This is a genomic window from Limisphaerales bacterium, assembly GCA_014382585.1.
GTDB lineage: Bacteria > Verrucomicrobiota > Verrucomicrobiia > Limisphaerales > UBA1100 > JACNJL01.
The window spans coordinates 67,675-86,926 of record JACNJL010000030.1; the positions used below are offsets into that span (position 1 = coordinate 67,675).

15 protein-coding genes are annotated in these 19,252 nt (G+C 59.7%); 2 read left to right on the forward strand and 13 right to left on the reverse strand.

Going from position 1 to position 19,252, the window contains the following annotated elements:
- The first annotated feature begins 78 nt into the window (after positions 1-78).
- On the forward strand, positions 79-1,836 hold the full coding sequence (locus tag H8E27_05645; protein ID MBC8325090.1) for a sialate O-acetylesterase: 1,758 nt from the start codon (positions 79-81) through the stop codon (positions 1,834-1,836).
- Between the two features lie 324 nt (positions 1,837-2,160).
- A complete protein-coding gene (locus H8E27_05650) occupies positions 2,161-3,417 on the forward strand; it encodes a PQQ-binding-like beta-propeller repeat protein (protein ID MBC8325091.1) in 1,257 nt (418 codons plus the stop codon).
- Positions 3,418-3,431: 14 nt separating this feature from the next.
- On the opposite strand, the gene H8E27_05655 is transcribed toward H8E27_05650, so the two are convergent.
- The 13 genes from H8E27_05655 to H8E27_05715 all read right to left on the reverse strand — a co-directional run bounded on the left by H8E27_05655 (position 3,432) and on the right by H8E27_05715 (position 19,160).
- On the reverse strand, positions 3,432-4,877 hold the full coding sequence (locus H8E27_05655) for a hypothetical protein (GenBank protein ID MBC8325092.1): 1,446 nt from the start codon (positions 4,875-4,877) through the stop codon (positions 3,432-3,434).
- Between the two features lie 17 nt (positions 4,878-4,894).
- Positions 4,895-5,176: a hypothetical protein gene (locus tag H8E27_05660; GenBank protein ID MBC8325093.1), complete on the reverse strand. Its 282-nt coding sequence runs from the start codon at positions 5,174-5,176 to the stop codon at positions 4,895-4,897.
- Positions 5,173-6,669: a sulfatase gene (locus tag H8E27_05665; GenBank protein MBC8325094.1), complete on the reverse strand. Its 1,497-nt coding sequence runs from the start codon at positions 6,667-6,669 to the stop codon at positions 5,173-5,175. Before H8E27_05665 ends, H8E27_05660 begins: the two co-directional genes overlap by 4 nt.
- Positions 6,670-8,049 (reverse strand): sulfatase-like hydrolase/transferase, encoded by a 1,380-nt coding sequence (locus tag H8E27_05670; GenBank protein ID MBC8325095.1) that lies wholly within the window; start codon positions 8,047-8,049, stop codon positions 6,670-6,672.
- Between the two features lie 24 nt (positions 8,050-8,073).
- Positions 8,074-9,051 (reverse strand): PmoA family protein, encoded by a 978-nt coding sequence (locus H8E27_05675; GenBank protein ID MBC8325096.1) that lies wholly within the window; start codon positions 9,049-9,051, stop codon positions 8,074-8,076.
- Between the two features lie 23 nt (positions 9,052-9,074).
- Positions 9,075-10,658 (reverse strand): sulfatase-like hydrolase/transferase, encoded by a 1,584-nt coding sequence (locus H8E27_05680; GenBank protein ID MBC8325097.1) that lies wholly within the window; start codon positions 10,656-10,658, stop codon positions 9,075-9,077.
- Between the two features lie 12 nt (positions 10,659-10,670).
- Positions 10,671-12,155: a sulfatase-like hydrolase/transferase gene (locus H8E27_05685; protein MBC8325098.1), complete on the reverse strand. Its 1,485-nt coding sequence runs from the start codon at positions 12,153-12,155 to the stop codon at positions 10,671-10,673.
- 43 nt (positions 12,156-12,198) lie between these two features.
- The gene (locus tag H8E27_05690; protein MBC8325099.1) at positions 12,199-12,396 is read right to left on the reverse strand and encodes an amidohydrolase family protein; all 198 of its coding nucleotides are present in this window, start codon (positions 12,394-12,396) and stop codon (positions 12,199-12,201) included.
- Positions 12,397-12,561: 165 nt separating this feature from the next.
- The gene (locus H8E27_05695; protein MBC8325100.1) at positions 12,562-12,975 is read right to left on the reverse strand and encodes a putative toxin-antitoxin system toxin component, PIN family; all 414 of its coding nucleotides are present in this window, start codon (positions 12,973-12,975) and stop codon (positions 12,562-12,564) included.
- Positions 12,972-13,187, reverse strand: coding sequence for a ribbon-helix-helix protein, CopG family (locus H8E27_05700; GenBank protein ID MBC8325101.1), 216 nt, complete (start codon positions 13,185-13,187; stop codon positions 12,972-12,974). Before H8E27_05700 ends, H8E27_05695 begins: the two co-directional genes overlap by 4 nt.
- A 45-nt stretch (positions 13,188-13,232) precedes the next feature.
- Positions 13,233-15,362 carry a sulfatase-like hydrolase/transferase gene (locus H8E27_05705; GenBank protein ID MBC8325102.1) on the reverse strand — a complete coding sequence of 710 codons (2,130 nt, stop codon included), beginning with the start codon at positions 15,360-15,362 and terminating at the stop codon, positions 13,233-13,235.
- A gap of 95 nt (positions 15,363-15,457) precedes the next feature.
- Positions 15,458-16,741 carry a DUF1552 domain-containing protein gene (locus tag H8E27_05710; protein MBC8325103.1) on the reverse strand — a complete coding sequence of 428 codons (1,284 nt, stop codon included), beginning with the start codon at positions 16,739-16,741 and terminating at the stop codon, positions 15,458-15,460.
- 1 nt (position 16,742) lies between these two features.
- A complete protein-coding gene (locus H8E27_05715; protein ID MBC8325104.1) occupies positions 16,743-19,160 on the reverse strand; it encodes a DUF1592 domain-containing protein in 2,418 nt (805 codons plus the stop codon).
- Positions 19,161-19,252 lie beyond the last annotated feature (92 nt).

Sequence of the window (19,252 nt, forward strand, 5' to 3'; positions counted from 1 at the left end):
ACCACAGAGGTACCTGTGCCTCTGTGGTGAAAATAGTTGCCGAATGGGAACGGGCATTTACCCTATTGCCACTCGCTTATGAAACTGAATGTTCTTCTTCGTGGATTCGTATTTCTTTCGCTCGTCAATATTGCCCTTGCCGATGTCCGGCTGCCGAATGTGTTGGGCAGTGGGATGGTGTTGCAGCATGATTTGCCCGTGCCGGTGTGGGGCTGGGCGGATGCGGGAGAAAAGGTGACGGTCACGTTCGGTGGCCAGACAAAATCCACGACGACAGCGGAGAATGGCAAATGGATGGTCAAGCTCGCGCCGCTCAAGGCCAGTGCAGAGCCGACCAAGCTGGTGGTGAAGGGGAACAACACGGTGACGCTGGAGAACATCCTCGTGGGCGAGGTGTGGATTTGCTCCGGTCAATCGAACATGGAATGGCGCATCAGTCAGTCGGCCAATGCGGCGGCGGAAACCAAGGCGGCCAATCATTCGCAGATTCGGCTCTTCAATGTGCCGGGCCACACGGTGGCGCCGTTGCCGCGCGATCAGGGCGCGGGCAGTTGGCAGGTGTGCCAGCCGAACACGGCGTCCGGTTTCAGTGCGGTGGGGTATTATTTCGGGCGGCGGTTGCATCGCGAATTGAAAGTGCCCGTGGGTTTGATCGGCTCGAACTGGGGCGGCACGCGCATTGAGCCGTGGACGACGCAGGCGGGGTTCGCCTCGGTGCCCGAGTTGGAAAATCTCGCTGAACAAGTGAAGGGCTACACGGCCACCACGCGCGTGGGCGGCGGCACGCCGGCGACCATTTACAATTCCATGGTGCATCCACTCACGCCGTTTGCGATGCGCGGCGGCATTTGGTATCAGGGCGAATCCAATGGCGGCGAGGGGCTCAGTTATTATCACAAGAAACACGCGCTGGTGAACGGTTGGCGGCAGGCGTTTCAAAACAAAGACTTCGCGTTTTACTGGGTGCAGTTGGCAAACTTCCAGCGGCCGAATCCCGATCCGGAGGGCGGCGATGGTTGGGCAAAGATTCGCGAAGCGCAGACCGAGGCGCTCGATATTTCGCACACCGGCATGGCCATCGCCATCGATCTGGCCGATGCGCATAACCCCGGCGACATTCACCCGCGCAACAAACAGGACGTCGGCGGTCGGCTCGCGCAATGGGCGTTGCACCAGACGTACCAGCGCCAGGATCTCGTGCCCGCCGGGCCGATGTACAAACGCTTCAAGATCGAGGGCGACCGTATTCGCCTGTATTTTGATAACGTCGGCAAGGGCTTGATGGTCGGCAAGAAGGTCAAGCTCGAGCCCACGCAAGAGGTGAAGGACGGCAAGCTGGAGCATTTCGCCATCGCCGGCAAGGACCAGCAATGGCATTGGGCCGAGGCGACCATCGATGGCGACACGGTGGTGGTGCATTCGCCCAAGGTTCCGAATCCCGCCGGCGTGCGCTATGCCTTCGCCATGAACCCGGACAAGGCGAACCTGTACAATAAAGACGGGCTCCCGGCCGGACCCTTCCGCACTGAACGATGGTTGGGCGCACCGCAGGTGTTGAAATGGAATCCAATCGGCCCGGCCGCGCCGCCCAACTCCACGCCGGGCGGCGGCACGACGATTGAGTTTGAAAATAAATCCGACAAAACCGTGAAGGTGCACTGGGTACCCTACGGCGGCGGTCTGCGCTACTACGGCACCATCAAGCCCGGCGCCAAGCGCGAACAAAACACCTACGTGAATGCGACCTGGGTGGTGACGGATGATGCCGACCAGAAGCTCGGCTATTTCCGGTCGACCAAAAAATACGGCATCGCCGTGATTCCGAAGACGAAGTAAGGAAGGGAATAGGAAATAATCCAGCAATCAGAAGTCAGTCATCCGTGTGCAGCAGCCCCAAAGGGGCGGCATCATATTAGCCTAGGGCAACGCCCTAGGTTATTGGCGCCACAAAATTAGGGAGCCCTGAAAGGGCTAAACAAACCACCGTGCGAATGTGCCGCCCTTTCAAGGCTCATTTAACCCACCCACAATTTCCTTGGGCGTTGCCCAAGGCTGATATGAAACGCGCCGTTGGCGCATTCTTCGGCGGGAAAAAAGAAGGTAAATTTGTTTTGCCGCCGTTCAACTGCCCCCGTAATTTTTCCCGAACACATTCATTCCATGAATCACTTTTTTGCTTTTCTCCTTACGACCGCTCACCTCTCCGCTGCCTCCCTTCCTTGGCCGCAGTTCCGCGGACCGGATGGGCAGGGGCATTCGTCCGCGAAAAATATTCCGATCGAATGGAGTGAATCCAAGAACGTGACTTGGAAGATGCCGGTACCGGGCGAGGGTTGGTCGTCGCCGGTGATTGGTGCGGGACAGATTTGGATGACCAGTTCGCACGCGGGCGGCAAGTCGCTGCATGCCGTTTGTCTTGACCTCAAAACGGGCAAGCTGCTGCACGATGTGAAGGTGTTAACCACCACGGATCCCGGGCCCAAGCATCGATTCAACGGCTTCGCCTCACCCACGCCGGTGCTCGATGGCGAACGGGTTTATGTGCATTTCGGCCCGCGCGGCACAGTCTGTCTCGATACCGGGGGCAAGGTGCTTTGGAAGAAGACGGACCTCAAATACAACGTCATTCAGGGCGCGGCCAGTTCGCCAATCTTGTACGAGGATTTATTGATTCTCACCTGTGACGGCATTGATCATCAATTCATTACCGCGCTCGACAAGCGCACCGGCAAGGTGAAGTGGCACCAATCCCGCGCGCACCTGGAGGCCTCGGCCAAGGAAACGCATCCGGGACGGCGGAAGATCAACAAGATGGCGTACTCTACGCCGCTGGTGCAGTCCATCGGCGGCAAACCGCAGATGATTGTGTCCGGCGCGTTTCATTCCGCGGCCTTTGATCCGGCCACCGGCAAGGAACTGTGGTGGTTTCCTTACCACGGCTTCTCCATCGTCGGCCGACCTTCGTACGGCAACGATCTGTTTTATGTCGTCGGCTCCATTCGGCAGGATCACTTTAGCATCTTTGCTGTGAAACCCGGTCAGGGCGAGCTCAACGAACGCCAACGCGTGTGGCAGTTCTCCACCGGCATCGGCCACGTGCCGTCACCGCTCTTGGTCGGTAAGGAAATCTTTGCCGTGCACGATGGTAGCGTGGCGGGCTGCCTTGATGCACTCACTGGCAAGGAGCTCTGGCGCGAACGGCTCGGCGGTAATCACGACGCGTCCCCCACGGAAATCAACGGCAAGCTCTACTTCGTCAATCGCGAGGGCCAAACCACCGTCCTCGCCGCCGGCCGCAATTTCAATGTGCTGGCCAAGAACAAGCTCGACGGCATTTTCAAGGCCACCCCGGCCGTGGCCGATGGCGCGCTCTTTCTGCGTAGCGGCACGCATCTCTACCGGATCGAACAGCGCTAACCGGTCGCCGGCGTTTAGCGGGCGGTTTGTTGCGTGAGCTCCTTGAGCATCTCCAATAAGTTGCGCGTGAGGAGGGGGGAAGCGTTGGGGAGGAAACGGGAAGTGCCGAGCCAGGTTTCGTAGCCGCCCAGTTCGTGTTGGTTGGGCGGCGGGAGATAGCCGTAGCCGCCGTTGGCCAGTTCGATGAGAAACGTGTGCGGGAAGGGGCTCTTGTCTTTGATTTCCAAACCAATCTCCACCAGCACTTCGAAGGGCATGGAGACAATGGCTTGGTCGCCGATGCGGATGGCCTGAATGATGACTTTCTCCGTGCGCGGGGCGTCCGGTTCGGCGAATCGCATTGTGTGCGCGGCGTAGGAACTGGCCTTGCTGTGAAGCTCCGCGCGTTCCTTGGCCGGCAGCGCAAGAATCTTGCGGGCGCGAGCCACCTCGGTATCCGTGGGAACGCGGTAACGCAGTTCCACCTCGCGCTGGCGCATGGCGATGATGGGGGTGTCGTGATAGGTCTCAATGTCTTTCACGGCACGCCAGGCGGCGGTGGCGGTCTTGGTGGCGACCACGCGCACTTGCTCGAAGGGCGCGCGGGGCGGGCGTTTGCTGTCGAAGTCGATGTTGTTGATGTCGCCCGAGGCGCCGTTGCTCATCATGGCTACGAAGTTGTCGGGCGGATTCAGGCCGCCGACACGGTGCGGCATGATGCGGGCAAATTCCCCGAAGTAATCGGCTGACGCCATGCCGACCACGCGGCCATCCTGTTCGGTGACGCGCGGAATGCCGCCAACGTAATGCAGGGCATAGTTGGCGATCAACCCCAGCGGTTTACCGCGGCGCGTGCGGGCGTAGATCACACACAGTTCGGGATCAATCGGTCCGGCCGGTTTTACAATCGCATCGCGCGGCGGGTTCATGCGCACCTTATCCTGGAGCCCCCAAGGATTGGGATCCATTCGGCCGGGCTTGAGATACCAGCGGCGGTTGTACACCTCGCTGGCTTCCTCGGCGGAGCCGAAGCCGACCTTCGCCGGTTCCAATGATTGGATGGCTTGTATTAGAGCCTTGCGCAGTCCCTCGCGCCGGGTTTTTTCATAAGCGATCCGTCCGGGCAAGGTGTCGCCGCCTTTGGGCGCGGTGTGCGTGTGCGTGCCGGCGATGAGCATGTGCTCGGGCTTCCAACCGGTGACCTTGGCGGTGGCGGCCTTGGCTTCGTCGCACATCTCGCGGCCCACGCCGATGGCGTCCATCACGGCAATCACCGCGCGGCCCTGACCGTTTTCAAATGCCACCGCCCGCACATGCAAGGAATCGTGCACGTAAGTCGATTTGCCCGAGCGCAACTGGAACGGTTTCACCGTCGGCGAAATATCCACCACCGCCGTGCCCACCCGCAGGCCATCGGCCCGGAGGGGGAGGGTGATGAAGAGGAGGAGAAACAGTGGGGTGAGGAGGGGATGGCGGTGCATGAGGTTGGGTTACTTTTTCAATTGGTTAAGGAACAGGATGGTATCGACCATGGCGCGGGCTTCCTTGGCGGTGTGTTGGGGATGGGGCGGCCTTGCGCGTTGGTCCAGTGGGAATTGAGATCGATGGCGAGGTGTTGGAAAACGGTGGCGGCAAGGTCGCTCGGGCCGACGCGACGGGTAGCGACGTCGTAGCCCTTGCTGTCGGTTTTGTTCAGCGGGTACGGTGTTGCAGATGAAAACCAGAAGCAAATGAAATGCCACAGGTAAGACGGCAGCTCATCCTGGCTGAATCGTTTCATTTTGAATTCGAGCCTTCATTGCGACTGGGCTTCTTTTTTTCGCGTTTAGGCTTTAGCGTTTTGGGCGTTGAATTGACTGCCCCCGCCTGCCGGCTCGGCAGCGGTTCGACAACCTCTTCTTTCGGGGGAAGCAGGCCCGCGAGTTTCGTTTTCAGCGCGGCGAATTGTGGGTTGTTCGTCTGATTCCTCCATTCGTGAGGATCCCTGCTGCGGTCATACAGTTCCGTCGCACCGTCCCAGTAGCGGATGAACCGAGCGGATTGAGTGCGAACGGACATGTGACCGTCATAGACCGTGATGGCTGGTTGAGGCCGCGGAGCTTGTACATCTTTCAACAAAGGCAGCAGCGAGTGGCCGTCCAGGTGGATTGGTTTTTCGATGCGGTTCAGATCCACGAGCGTCGGGTAGATATCGAGCAACGAAACCGGCCGCGTGCAGATTTGATCCGGCTGAGTCACTCCCGGCACGCGCCACATCATCACGCTGTCCGTGGCTTCTTCCCACAGCGTCCCCTTCGTCCATTGCTGTTTCTCGCCGAGATGAAAACCGTGGTCGCTGATTAGCACGACGATGGTGTTGTCCCGGTGCGGGCTTTCATCGAGCGCCTTGATGACTCGCCCCATGTGAGCGTCGGAAAACGTGACGCTTGCCAGATACCCTCGGATTGCCTCGCGCACGAGTCCCTTGTCCTGAATCTTCTCATCCCAGCCGAGGTTGACGAACTGCTGGCCATAGGTGGGAATGTCGCTCAGGTCGTCTGCCTTGATTGGCGGCATCTTGATCTCACCAAGCGGATACATATCGAGGTATTTTTGAGGGACGTACCACGGATAATGCGGATGGAAGAGACCGCATGAGATGAAGAACGGTTTGTCGTGCTCTCGCTGGATCGCTTCGATGGCGGCGTCAGCCAATCGCTTGTCGCTCATCTGGTCTTCGTCGAGATGCGTCGCCCCCCAGTCGCGCTCGGTGAGCTTTCCGCTTGCGCTGCGAGCGATGCCGTTGAGCGGAGCGCCCGGCGGCGGCGGAGTTCGCTTGTGGTTCATTGACGCTTCGTACTGCACGCCGGTGTCGTATCCGTGCGATACCTTGCCAAACTTGGCGATCCAGTAGCCCTCATCCTGAAACGTCCTGAACAAGGACGGAAGACCATGCAGCACTTTGCTGTCGCCGACCTTAACTCCGTTACGGGACACGCCGGATTTCCAAGGCGCGACCCCGGAAAGGAACGCCGTTCGGGAAGGCGAGCAAACCGGACTGGCCGTGTAAGCATTGTGAAACAGCACGCCCTGTTTCGCCAACCGCTGAATGTTCGGCGCGACGACCTTGCCCGCGTAACGCTTTGGATCTTCGAGCAACCAAGTATTGAGATCGTCGACGATCAGCAACAGCACGTTCATCGGCTTGTCCGGCGGCGGCGCTGCGCAGGCCGAATGCGTAGATAGCGATATGATCGCGCTGGCGAAGATTGATAATACGAGTGTGAAACGCATCTACTGTCTGTCCCTTTGCTTACTGTTTTTCTTTGTTGCTGGAACTGGCAAACTCGGGAGTCTGCCAATCGGTCGGCTGTTGGCTTTGAGTTCCCTGACCGCAGTGTCCATCCGGCGTCGCAGGTCTGCAACAATTTCGGGATGGTCGGCTGAGAGGTCGCGAGTCTCGCCGGGGTCGGCCTTCAGGTTAAAAAGTGATCCTGCGGGAGTTGATGGACGTTTTCCCTCGCGACCGCTCTTGCCGCCCGGCTTCAGGTCTCGAACAAGCAGCTTCCAGTGCCCGTGCCGAATCACCGAGCCGGGCACGATGAATGATTCGTGAATCGGCTTCTCAACTTTCTCGCCCTTCATGTACGGCAGAATGTTTCGGCCGTCGATGACACGGTCGCCCGGCGGGTCGACTCCGGTGATCGCACAAAACGTCGGCAGCAGATCAATGATCGCGGTGATCTGACTGTTCCGCGAACCGGGCTCAATTACCCCCGGCCAGCGCATGATACACGGCACACGAATGCCGCCCTCAAAGTCCGTCCATTTGCCGTCGCGATACGGGCCGGCATCGCCGCCGTTAATACCGAGCACCGGGCCGTTGTCCGACGCGAAGACGAACAGCGTCTTCTCAGCGACGCCCTGCTCGTCGAGAGCTTTCATGAGTTCACCGACCTGCCAGTCGACTTCGCGAATCACGTCACCGTAAGTCCCGCGTTTGGAAGTCCCCTTGAATCGCTCGTTCGGAATCCATGGCGTGTGCGGCAACGGAGATGCGTAGTAGAGAAAGAACGGGCGTTCCTTGTTCTCCTTAATGAAGCCAATCGCGGCGTCGAGCAGTTTCGGCGAATATTCCCCGTCGGTTTTCCGCTTGATCGATTCGACTCGTTTCAGGTTCCGATAAATCCCCGTGCCCTGATCGAGATCGATCATGAATCCGTAAAAGAAGTCGAAGCCGTGACGAGTAGGATTAAACGCGTCCCATTCGCCGAGATGCCACTTGCCCACCATTCCCGTTGCGTAGCCAGCGGTTTTCAGTAGCTCCGGCGTCGTCACTTCGTCCGCGTGAATTCCAATGCGGTCTTTGTTGTAAATGACTTTGGTGCAACCCGCGCGGTGGGCGTGCGAGCCGGTCATCAATGCCAGACGAGTCGGCGAGCAACGCTGATGCACATAGAAATCGGTGAACTTCATGCCCTGCCGGCACAGTCGGTCGATGTTCGGTGTCTTGAGGGAATCGGAGCCAAAGCAACCCAGATCGCCGTAGCCCTGATCGTCCGTCATAAAGACAACGATGTTCGGCTTTCGTCCCGTCTCAGTCTCTTCTGCGCGAACGTGCGAAAACACGACGGCATTAAGCAAGAGAAAAAATATCAATATGATTCGATTCATGGTGGTCGTTTTCGTTTCGTAGCCTTACTCACCGCCCTTGGCATATCGCCGCCAGTGTTCGTTGATGATCTTTGAGTTGACCGCTTTGGACGTCACCAGATAGCGATAGCGTGAAACGTATTTCTTACCCGGAGCGATCTTGAACGGGCCTTCCACCATGGGAGCGAAGCAGAAGTAGGGTTTGTTCGGATGGATGCGCACATGTTGTGGCGCACGGAAGTTTTTCGGACTGCAAAAGACGGCGGCCGACACCTCCTGGCCGTCGATCTTCCCGGAGAAGGCGACCCAGTTGGGGCGAGTGTGATTGCCTTTCCAGCGGTCTTTGCCTTCGCTTGTAAGGTACTGCACATCGCCCGGCTTGATGCTGTGATCTTCCTTTTCCTTTAACCACTGATAGTTGCCGCGGATCGCCATGCCGCCGTAGTGGTATTTGGCGAGGCTCAAGGGTTTGTCTGTGACGCATTGCTGGACGCTGGCGATGTCGAAGAGAAAGTGGTCAGCCGGGGTTTGGTGGACGGTGACAGTCCAGACCTCGTGGAGCACATCGACCCACTTTTCACCGGTCTTCACTTTGAACGCGTGTTTGACGCTGAAGGCGACCCATTGCTCCTCTCGCTTCAAGTCCATCACCTCACGAAATTCGATTCTCCCGAGATCCTTCGCCTGATTCCAGAAGTCGACGTTCCGACCGTTGTAGCCGCTCTTCGTCCAAGCAAAAAACAACGCGTGCTGATGGGCATGATCCGCGGGATAATCGCCGGTGAGTTCCTGTCCCGTCGGCGTGTAGACGGGATGAATGTAACCGCTTCGGCGAAAGTATTTTGGCAGTCCATCAGGAACGGGTTGCGCTTTTTTAATGTACTGGAGAACCGGTTTTCCTCGCAGGGTGATGCGAATTGTGTCGGCGGTCTCCGTCAGACGCAGCTCACCGCCGCGGGCATCCTGTGAGGTGATGCTGAACGCAACGGACAGCATGAGAATGGCGATTGGGAATGGCTTCATAGCATTAGGTCTTCCGGTTGATGTTAGAATTTCAGGACTTTCCGCTTTTTCGGCGGCGGGACGAACGTGGGATCGACGTACGGTTTGCGATCGAAGGTGCCGCCGTCGCCGATCACGCGGGGATCACCCGTCTCGCGCAAGGTGTTCATCATGCGTTTCGTAAGCACGCGCAATGTCGTTGCATATTGCGGATCCGCGGCGACGTTTTGGATCTGGTCGGGGTCGCGCTTCAGGTCGTACAGCTCAAATTCCGGTCGGGGGGAGAAGGCGATGTCGAAGTGCTTCGTGTAGGCGTCGCGGTGAGTCATCAGAAAGACCTTTGTGGGGCTCGCGTCCATGTCCGGATAGGCGAGGTAATGGTCCTGCAACAAGTGCTCGACGGTGGCTTCGGGCTTGAAGACCTCGCCCATTGGCATGCGGTCCGGTTTGAAGTTCCGGATCAGCAGAAAGTCGGCTGTGCGAATGGCGCGCGAGGGGTACGGGGCGCGGTCCCGCCGTGCTTCGCCCACGTGGCGTTCGCGGCCGATGATGACGTGGTCCCGCGTGGTATCGATGACGCCGCTCTTGGCCGACTTCAGCAACGGCATGAAACTCCGGGCAATCATGTGGTCCGGCCGTTTCGAGTTAGTGGCTTCCAGTACAGTGGGCGCGATGTCCATCAGGCTTACGAAATCGTCCACGCGCCGGCCGGGTTTAACCTGATCCGGCCAGCTGACGAGCAGGGAGACACTGGAGCCGAAGTCGTGCAGGTTGCATTTGCCACGCGGCATACCGGGCATGCCGTGATCGCCGGAAACGATGACCAGTGTGTTGTCGAATTCGCCCCGCGCTTTCAGCTCGGCAATCAGCTCATGGACCATGCCGTCCCACGCCAGCGCTTCGCCCAGATAGTCGGCGAGATCTTCCCGCACCTCGGGCACGTCCGGCAGGAAGGCCGGCACCTTACCCTTGAGCGAATCGGGGTCCAGCCCCCAGATGGCCTTGGCAGAACCGCGTGTCCATTGGCGGTGCAAATTGTGAGGGCCGAACCAGTAGAAGAACGGCTTGTCGTCCGCATTGTTGTCGAGGAATTTTCGGAAGTTGGCCCGGACGAATGAAAAGATCTCTCGCTTACGCGCCTGCGGATCGTTCGCCGCGGATACGGCCTGTGAGAAATGGTTGATGGGCAGCTCAAGGTGGCGGTCTCGTCGACCGGCGTTCTTGTTGGTCGTCTTGCCCCAGTGCATGACGTGATAGCCGTTCTTCACCAGCAACTCCGAGAAGCCGGGCAGGGCCTTATACGGATCATGGGCCGGGCCATACTCGCGACTGCGCAAAAAGGCGTTGGAGCCGCACCGATAGAACGGCATCCCTGTTACCACGGCGGCCCGGCTCGGGGTGCAGCTCGGCGCACTGACGAAGGCATTGTTGAACACCACTCCACTCCGGCCAATCGCATCCAGCGTTGGGGTATGGATCACGTCATTCATTCCCGGCCGCGCCTCATCCCGATAGATGCTCGCGTAACGTCCCCAATCATCGGAGAAACAGAACAGCACATTCGGGCGTTGATCTGCCAAGGCAGTCCACGCCAGTGCGAGACTGAATAGAATGGTCGTGTGAGGCATTCGAGTCATCGTTTACTTTTTGGGATAATCCTGTTCGCGCAGGCTGTTGAGCACGGAGGCTTGCCAGGTGCGTAGTTCGCGGGAGAGCTGTTGGGTGAGTTTAGGGTGTTGCTCCGCAATGTTTGTTTCCTCGGCGGGATCGGTCTGCAGATCGTACAGCTCGGGTTTGGAACCGGTCAGGACGAGCTTGTGGCGGTTATCCAGCCACACGCGCGGGCCGGCGGTGTAGTCGGCCTCTTCAATGGGCGGTTGATGGTAGTTGCGAAAATTGCGTGTGGGAATGTCGCCCGCCAACTTCACGAGAGGCGTGGTGCCGCGTTGTTGTTCGGCGGTGAAGTAGGGCTTGGCGCCATTGCGTGTGGCGCGGCGGGCGCTGTAGCTCCAGAAACCGATCGGCTGAGGGCGCGTCTTCATCTTGCCTTCTATCAACGGCGCGAGGCTGATGCCGTCCAGCGGTTGCTCCGGCAGCTTCACGCCGGCCCACGCGCACAGGGTGGGCAACATGTCGCTGGTCACGCCGTTCACCTTGCTGATGCGGCCTTGCTTGATTTTCGCCGGCCACTCAATGAGCCCGGGCACGCGGATACCGCCCTCGTACACGTGCCCTTTCTCCTTGCGGAACGGCGTCACCACCCGGCCGTAGCTGGGCGGGCTGCCGTTGTCGCCGCAGTACCACAGCACCGTATTCTCGCGTAGGTTCAGCTCCGTCAGGCGCGTACGCAACTGGCCGATCGCGCGATCCATCGCCGTAATCTCCGCGTACCGCTCGCGCAACACCTCGCGCAAGGGCCGTTTCGTCCGTCGACCGGTTTCATTGGAGGTGAGGCTCACCGTGCGCTCGGCATATTCCTTGGGCAGGTTGTCGTACAGGGCGAGATCTTTCGGTAATCCACTGTACGGTTCATGCGGCGAACCGAACCAGACCACGGCTAGAAACGGTCGCTCGCGTTGCTTCGCGTCTTCAATGAATCGGATTGTCTCATCAATCGTCACCTCCGAGCCTTCGCCTTTGATGACGACAGGCGGACCGCCATTGCGCGAGAAGGGCGGGTCCATCTCATAAAAATTATCGTGCGACACATAGTCATGAAACCCCATCGCGCGCGGGTTGGTGGGTGAACTTTTCTTTACCGGCCCCACATGCCATTTCCCAAAATGTCCGCAACGATATCCGGCCTTGGCCAGCAGATGCGCGATGGTGATTTCCTGCGGCCGCAGCGAATAGCCCGGCGCAAAGGTGCCGTAGCGATTGGGATGCCGACCGGTGAGCACACTCCCGCGCGTGGGCGAACACGAAGGATGCCCCGCATAAAAATGATCCAGCCGCAGCCCCGTCCGCGCCATCTCATCCATCACCGGCGTTTTGAGATGCGGATGCCCGTTGTACCCTGTCTCCGCCCAACCATGATCATCGCCCATCAGCAGGATAATATTCGGCCGATCAGCCGCGTTAATCGTGACCGCCCACAAGGCTGCCAAAAGGAAAAAAAAGCGCATGCCCAAAGGAAACCGTGCCCTCAGCCAAACCGCAAGCCTGTGATTAATTGGTAGGCAATTTCACCTGTTTCCCATCCAGCCAGGTTGAAAGGACTTGGGTGGTTTTGACGTCGTCGGTTTTGCAGGTGAGGAGGTTGCGGTCGAGGATGATGAAGTCGGCGCGTTTGCCGGGCTCGAGGGAGCCGATTTCCTTTTCGGCGCGCATGAGCCAGGCGTTGTTGAGGGTGTAGTAGCGGATCATTTGCTGGCGGTGGGCAAGCCATCACGCAGGCCATTGGCCGGTTGCGCCGGAGTTTCAAACACCAAGCCAAGGCTCAGCATCACGAGCAAAGAAATCTTCGTCTTCATCAGTCGGGAATGAGCGGGCACCCTACGGGCAGACTGATGCGGAGGCAATCTTTCGTGCTCAGCTTTGGCCCTTTTGCCGGCGGAGCGTTTCCGAAAACTGCCGCGGCGTGAGAATTGCGCAGCGGCCATACGTCTTCAATTCCAGCAAATCTTTGTCCCCCGTCACGATGCAATCCGCGTCGGCCGCACGGGCCAATCCAAGCACATGCAGATCCTTTGGATCACGGCATTCCTCCGCAGGCACTTTGGCGGGTTTATGGAAGCGGGCGTTTTCCTGAAACAACTCATCAATCGCCGCCACGGTTTCTTCCGGTAGCTTGATCTTGCGGCGCAGGTTTGTGCGCACCTCGTTCGCCAGCGCGTTGCTCAGGTAAACTTCATGCGCATCCAAACATACCTCCACCACCGCTGCGCACAAGCCATGCGTGGCGAAGGCCGCCACGATGACATTGGCATCAAGCACCACCTTCACGAGATGGCCTTAAAGACATCCTCATCCGTCAGAAACCCCTGCGCCTCGGCAAAGGGCAATGTCTTCCTCCGGAGCATGCGAAATTTTTCCACCGCCACATATCGCCGCAACGAGTCCCGCACCAAGTCGCTAACGGGCTTACTTTGCTCCCGGCTGATCGCATCCAAATCTTCACGCAGTTCTTCGGGCAAACGAATGGTCAATGAATTCATGCAAGACAATGTAATGCAATTGGTCTTGAACGTCAATGCGTCAAGCTACGGCGCCCGAAATTTCAGCGTCGGACCAACAGGCAGGCGGTGGCGGCTGTGGTCGGGGGAGAGATCGGAAAAGGCGGGGATGGACTGGGGCCGGGTGAGGTGACTGTCGCGAATCAGGAGGCTGCGGATGATGTTAATGTGTGGATGAACGAGCGGCGAGAGACCGTCGAAGGCGTCCGGGGATTTAAACTGATCGCCATCGCCGGCACGGGTGGTGGCGAGCAGGGCGTAGCGTTGCTTGGGTTGGAGGGCAATTGGCTTGGGGAGGGCAATGTAGCGGAAGGCGCCGTCGAGCTCGGCCTTGGTTCCCTCGGGCACAGTGACACGGGCGATCTCGGTGGGCGGCGTGGTGTCCATCGCCACGAGGCGAATGGTGTGGGCGGTTTTGAGGCCGCGCCGTTTGCCATTGGGATCCGGTAGGCTGGGTTGGTCGCGCTGGGTTTCGTCGGGGATGGCGCGGGCGGGTCGGATGGGTTGATCGCGATCATGGTCATCCCACAGGCCGAGATGGGTGACGCGCTTTGCCTTGGCGGTTAGCGTGAATTCAAAACCAATCTCGCCGGTGACATCGTTGCGCAGATTGTGCCAGCCTTCAGTTTGGATGAGGGCGGGACCCGGCTTCAAATTCAAATCGCGCGCGTGACCGCGATTGTGGATTTCTAATAGCTCGGCGGCCAGTTGCTTGGCCAAGATGGTATTGGTCTCAACCTCGTCGTCTTCGTAAAGGTTTTGCTCCAGATCATAAAACGCGCGCGGAACGGCGGCGCCCAGATGGCTGTCGCGAATGGACGGCAGGGCGAGGCCGCCTTCCACGAGCAGTTTGTGCGAGCCTTTGCGAATGACGAGCGTATCGTTGGAGAACGGCGGGCCGAGGTGGCAGAAGAATACGCGCGGTCGCAAGTCCGGCTTGGGGGTTTTAGCGGTCCAGTACGCGAGACAATCGTGGCTGTCCTGCGCCTCGTGCGAGGCGAGTTGATGGCCGGTTATGGTGGCCAGCGTTGCGTAGAGGTCGGTGAGGGAAACGATGGATTCATTGAGTGTCCCGCCCTCGATTTTATCTTTCCAGTACACCAGAAACGGCACGCGAATACCGCCTTCCCAGAGCTTGGCTTTCTTGCCGCGCAGCCCGCCGCTCTCGCGGTTGCGGCCGAGATTGTCGCCGACGTTGGGGCCGTTGTCGCTGGTGAAAATGATGAGCGTGTTTTCGATCAACCGATGACCCGGCCAGCGCGGATCCTCGGTGTCGCGCAAAGTTTCCAGCAGTTTGCCGAAGGCGATGTCGTTTTCCAGAATCATGTCGCCCCGATCGCCGGCAGGTGTGCCGTCGTTCCATCGGCTGACGCCTTTCACCGCCTCGCCATCGATGGTTTTGGGCACGGCATAATCGCCGTCTTTCTCATTGCGCTGGTAGTGGTTCGCGTTGGGAACGTAGTAGAGGAAAAACGGTTCCTTGGCGCGGGCTTGGCGTTGGAGAAAGGCCTGGGCTTCGCGCAGGTAAACGGGGCCAATCTGGGCAAGATCCCAATCCGGCGCGGCGAAAATGCGGCGCTCGCGGTGCTTGAACCCAATCCGGCGCATCCGGTCGCGGTCGGTATAGGTCCAGCGATCGTTGCGAATGTAAATGCGCGGCTCGGTGTCGAGCGAATCCTCGGTGTTGCCGGGCACGCCAAAGAATTCATCGAAGCCATGATGCGTCGGGCCATCGAGCACGGGGCGCGTGAAGTCGACATCCTCGTAATAATAATCGGTGGCCGGCTTGCCCGTGCCGTTATCGAATGCCATGCCCACATGATATTTGCCAATGGCCGCCGTGCGATAGCCGCGCGTCTGTAGCATCTCCGGCAATGTGCTGAGCGCGCGCTGGATCATCGGCGTATTGGGCCCGTGCGGCAACCAGCCCTGTTGCTTGAGATATGCGCGGTGAGCAAAGCGGCCGGTCAACAGTGCGTACCGCGTGGAGGAACACATGGAGGCCGGCGCGTAGGCATTATTAAACACCACCGCCTGCTGGGCGAACGCCTTGAGTTGCGGCGTGCGTTGCGTGAGTGCAATCGGCTCCGCCTTCGGTCCCATGCGGACGCCAAGATACGCGCTCGTATCGCCGATCCCCATGTCGTCGGCCATCATCAGGACGATGTTGGGTAAAGCGGGCCGAGATGGTTCCGCGGCCAAGGACGCGGCCCAAATGATCAGTACCCCCAGCAGTTGAGCAACGCGCGACTTCAACTTTCCAGCCCGTGGAGGGTGCTCTTCGTGCTGCTACCGAACTGATCAATCTCCACACCCATGCGTTGGGCAAGGGGGACGAAGAGGTTGGCGAAGGGCGTGTTGTTGTCCGGATCGTGGGCGGCATGGTGGCCGTGTTTGTAACCACCACCGGCAAGCAGAATGGGTAGGTTGTGCCAGCTGTGAGAGGAGGCGTTGCCGAGGTTGGAGCCAAACAGGACGGCGGTGTGGTCGAGTAGATGGCCGCCGGCTTCCTTCACGTTCTTGAGCTTGGTGAGAAATTCGCTGAACACCGAAAACTCGGCCGCCTCGATGCGGGTAAGCTCCTCGATCTTTTGCTCATCGCGGCCGTGGTGGGAGAGCATGTGCCAGTCGGTGCGGACGCCGGGAATGTTGCTGGGCACGGCGTTCATGCCGCCGAGGGAATAGGCGATCACGCGCGTGGAATCGGTCTGTAACGCCAGCAGGGTGAGGTCGTTCAACAGACGTTGCTTGGCGAGGATGTCGTTGCGGTCGGCGACGTCCTGCGGTTCTTTGTAGTTGATCTTCGGCTTGGGGCGTTTGGCCCATTCCTTGTTTTGCTGCAGCCGAATCTCCAGCTCGCGCACGGAGGTGAAATATTCATCCAGCTTCTCACGGTCGCGCGCGCCGAGGGAAATGCTGAGCAGCTTGGCGTCGTCCAGCACGGTGTCGAGAATGCTGCGGCCGCGCTCGAGGTTTTTCAGTTCCTCAGCCACTTCCTGCTCGGTGCCGTCCACAAACAACTGGCGAAAAATTTTGGCCGGATGCGTCTGCGCGGGGATCTGCACGCCATTGGCCGTCCACGACAACGACGAGCCGCGCGCACCGATGGTCATCGAGGGGAACCGCGTGGCCGCGCCGACGTGGCGGGCCATCAATTGATCCAGCGAGATGGTGTTCTTAAACCCGGCCAAGCCCGGGCGAGGCGAGCTGGTGAGCCAGGTCAGTTCGCTGGTGTGCCCGTTGGCGCCGTTGGAGTTCGGATGCGACAAGCCGGAGAACACGGTGAACTCCTTCCGGTGCTTCTCCAGCTTTTGCAGGTACACCGGCGCTTTGTAGTTTGCCCCGGCCTCAGTGGGGATAAAGTTAGGCGCGTGAAAGCCGAGCCCGGCATTCATTGCCACAAACCGTTTCGGCGCGGCGGCGGCCTTGGCAAAGGCGGGCATCATGGCGCTCAGAAAGGGAAGGGCCACAGAGGCGCCGGTGCCTCTCAGAAAGGCGCGGCGGTTCAGTGAAGTCTTGGTGGCGATGAAACTCATGTTATTTGTTCAGGAAAATTTCGGATTGGATGATACGATGGATGAGGTCGCGAAGGCGATGTTTGTTTTGGGCAGTGTCGGCGACGATGCGGTCGAGCTCGGCTCGGTCGGAGAAGCCCAGCTCGCGGCCGGTGGCAAAGGTGAGCAGCTTGCTGGCCAAGGCGCGGGCGAGGCGGTCGTCGTGGGTGGCGAGGTAATCGCGATAGGCGGCGAAGTCCGGGTAGGCGCTGCCGTCGGTGAATTGGCCGGAGCTGTCCACGGGCGGCCCGAGGCGGTACTGCACTTTGCGGCCGCGCACGACGGCATCCACGCGTTCGCTTTCGGAATGGCGATTGCGGAAACGGTCGCGGCGGAGGCCAATGACGTCAAAGCTTTCCAGCGCGAACCCGAGCGGATCAATCTGGTCGTGGCAGGAAGCGCAGCTGGCGACATCCCGATGTTTATCCAGCAGCTCACGCAGGGTGGCGGCGCCGCGGATGTCCGGCTCCACGCCAGGGATGTTCGGCGGCGGCGGGGTGGGGGTGATGCCGAGGATGCGTTCCATCACGTACACGCCGCGCACCACGGGCGAGGTGGCGGAGCCGTTGGCGGAGACCTTGAGTACACTGCCCTGGCTGAGGAAGCCGCCGCGCCAACTGTTGGCGGGCAGGTTCACTTTGCGGAACTGCGAACCGGTCACGCCGGCGATGCCGTAGTGCTCGGCCATGCGATCGTTGAGCAGGGCGAAGTCGCTTTTCACGACGTTGGCGACCGGATGATTGCCGGCGATTAGTTCGCGCAAAAACGCCTCCGTCTCGCGCGACATGGAGAAGCGCAGGTAGGGTTCGTACTCCGGATAGAGTGTGCGATCGGGCACGGTGAAATCCATCTCGCGCAGGTTCAGCCAGGCCTCGGTGAAGTCCGTGATGAAGCGGGCGAAACGCGCGTCTTTCAGCAGGCGCTCGGTCTGGGCGCGGAGGTTGGGGCGCAGTTTGCCGGCGCGGGCGAGTGCGAGCAGTTCGGCATCCGGCGCGGTGCGCGTGAGGAAATAGGACAGGCGACTGGCCAGTGCAAAGTCGTCCTGTGCCCCGGCTGGTTCGCGCAGGAACAGAAAATGCGGCGAACACAAAATCGCTCGGGCCGCCGTGCGCAGCGCCGGTTCAAAGGCCTCGCCCTTGGCGCGTTCGGTCTCGAATAATTTTACGTACGGCGCGACTTCGTTCGGATCCACCGGCCGACGGAACGCCGCTGTGGTTAGCCGTCCCAGCGCCTGCTCGGCATCGGCCTGTTCGTCGGTGGATTTGATTTCGAATCGCGGTATGTACGATGATCGGTTTCGGTCGTTCGGATTGCGCGGCGGAATCTCCGTGCGTTGGATGCCCGCAAATAGCAGCTTGTGTCCGGCCGAGGGAAACTCCTCGAACAACGGCCCTTCCAGCTCCACTGAATGAATGCCGAGCCCCGGCGTTTTCACCGTGCTCAAGGGAATTTTCTCTTTGCGCCGTCGGCCGAGATCGGGATCGATGATTCCGTACGGCTCCACGCTGATCATATATTGCGCGCCGATCTTCACGGTCAACTCCACCGTGTGCATCTTGTCCGGGCCGCCGGGCGGAAATGAAAAATAGCCGACCACCGGTTGGGGCAGGCCGCGTTGGTAGGTGGTTAGGCCAACCGAAAACGTGACCGGCTGATCGGTTTGATAGGCAAACCCGTGGACCTTCACCCGGTAAACCCCTTCCGTCCGTGTGCGGGCCGAGCGGATCATGCCTGAGGGGTAGCCGGTGCGCTGGAACCGCACGATGGAATCATCCTTCAGCTTCAGCCAAGTGTCGTCGAGAAATCGTTCGCCGCCCTTGTCGAGCGTGTAGCGCCCCACGATCTTATCCGGCTTGGGCTTCTCCGGCGTCCGGGCAATCGCGTTGTCCAACACCACATTCGCCGCCTTCAGGTATCGCTGCATGTGTTGCATGGAAATGCCGAGCGCCTGGCCGACGTTGTCGAATTCATGCGAGCGCCCGTCCTCCGGTAGCATCTCCTCCAGCTCCAGCGATATGCCGAAGAGGTCGTTCATGGTATTCTCGTACTCGCGCCGATTGAGCCGGCGCAACACCGTCCCTTTCGCCGCCGCGTGCGCCTGCACCAGTCGCGGTCCCAGTGCCGCCCGAAACGCCGCCAGTTCCTTCGCCTCCGGTCGATCCGTCACCTTCGCCGGGGGCATCTCGCCCGCCGTCACGCGATCAAAAAGCCGTTCCCATTTTGCAAACACCGCCGGATCCGAAAGATCGCGCCCGAGCTTCTCCAGATCCAACCCGCCCTTCGCCGCGCCCTCGCCGTGGCAGTCAAAACAATGCGCCTCCAAAAACGCCGCCGTCGGCTTGTCAAAAGCCCAAGCGGCCGCACCACTCAGCAGGCACACAATGAAAATCGCACTTCGCATAAACGGCCCTGAGCCTAGCGACTAAAGGGCGTGGATCAAGCACGCAAGGCAACCTCCCGCCAGCATTAGAATGAAATGAATGTTTTTCATGG

Bases quoted from the DNA above. Each gene is read 5' to 3' on its own strand.
- H8E27_05700 (MBC8325101.1), bottom strand. From the start codon at position 13,187: ATGAATTCATTGACCATTCGTTTGCCCGAAGAACTGCGTGAAGATTTG.
- H8E27_05660 (MBC8325093.1), bottom strand. From the start codon at position 5,176: ATGAAACGATTCAGCCAGGATGAGCTGCCGTCTTACCTGTGGCATTTC.
- H8E27_05650 (MBC8325091.1), top strand. From the start codon at position 2,161: ATGAATCACTTTTTTGCTTTTCTCCTTACGACCGCTCACCTCTCCGCT.
- H8E27_05705 (MBC8325102.1), bottom strand. From the start codon at position 15,362: ATGATGGCCGACGACATGGGGATCGGCGATACGAGCGCGTATCTTGGC.
- H8E27_05670 (MBC8325095.1), bottom strand. From the start codon at position 8,049: ATGAATCGAATCATATTGATATTTTTTCTCTTGCTTAATGCCGTCGTG.
- H8E27_05680 (MBC8325097.1), bottom strand. From the start codon at position 10,658: ATGCCTCACACGACCATTCTATTCAGTCTCGCACTGGCGTGGACTGCC.
- H8E27_05690 (MBC8325099.1), bottom strand. From the start codon at position 12,396: ATGATCCGCTACTACACCCTCAACAACGCCTGGCTCATGCGCGCCGAA.
- H8E27_05710 (MBC8325103.1), bottom strand. From the start codon at position 16,741: ATGAGTTTCATCGCCACCAAGACTTCACTGAACCGCCGCGCCTTTCTG.
- H8E27_05645 (MBC8325090.1), top strand. From the start codon at position 79: ATGAAACTGAATGTTCTTCTTCGTGGATTCGTATTTCTTTCGCTCGTC.
- H8E27_05715 (MBC8325104.1), bottom strand. From the start codon at position 19,160: ATGCGAAGTGCGATTTTCATTGTGTGCCTGCTGAGTGGTGCGGCCGCT.
- H8E27_05665 (MBC8325094.1), bottom strand. From the start codon at position 6,669: ATGCGTTTCACACTCGTATTATCAATCTTCGCCAGCGCGATCATATCG.
- H8E27_05685 (MBC8325098.1), bottom strand. From the start codon at position 12,155: ATGCGCTTTTTTTTCCTTTTGGCAGCCTTGTGGGCGGTCACGATTAAC.
- H8E27_05655 (MBC8325092.1), bottom strand. From the start codon at position 4,877: ATGCACCGCCATCCCCTCCTCACCCCACTGTTTCTCCTCCTCTTCATC.
- H8E27_05675 (MBC8325096.1), bottom strand. From the start codon at position 9,051: ATGAAGCCATTCCCAATCGCCATTCTCATGCTGTCCGTTGCGTTCAGC.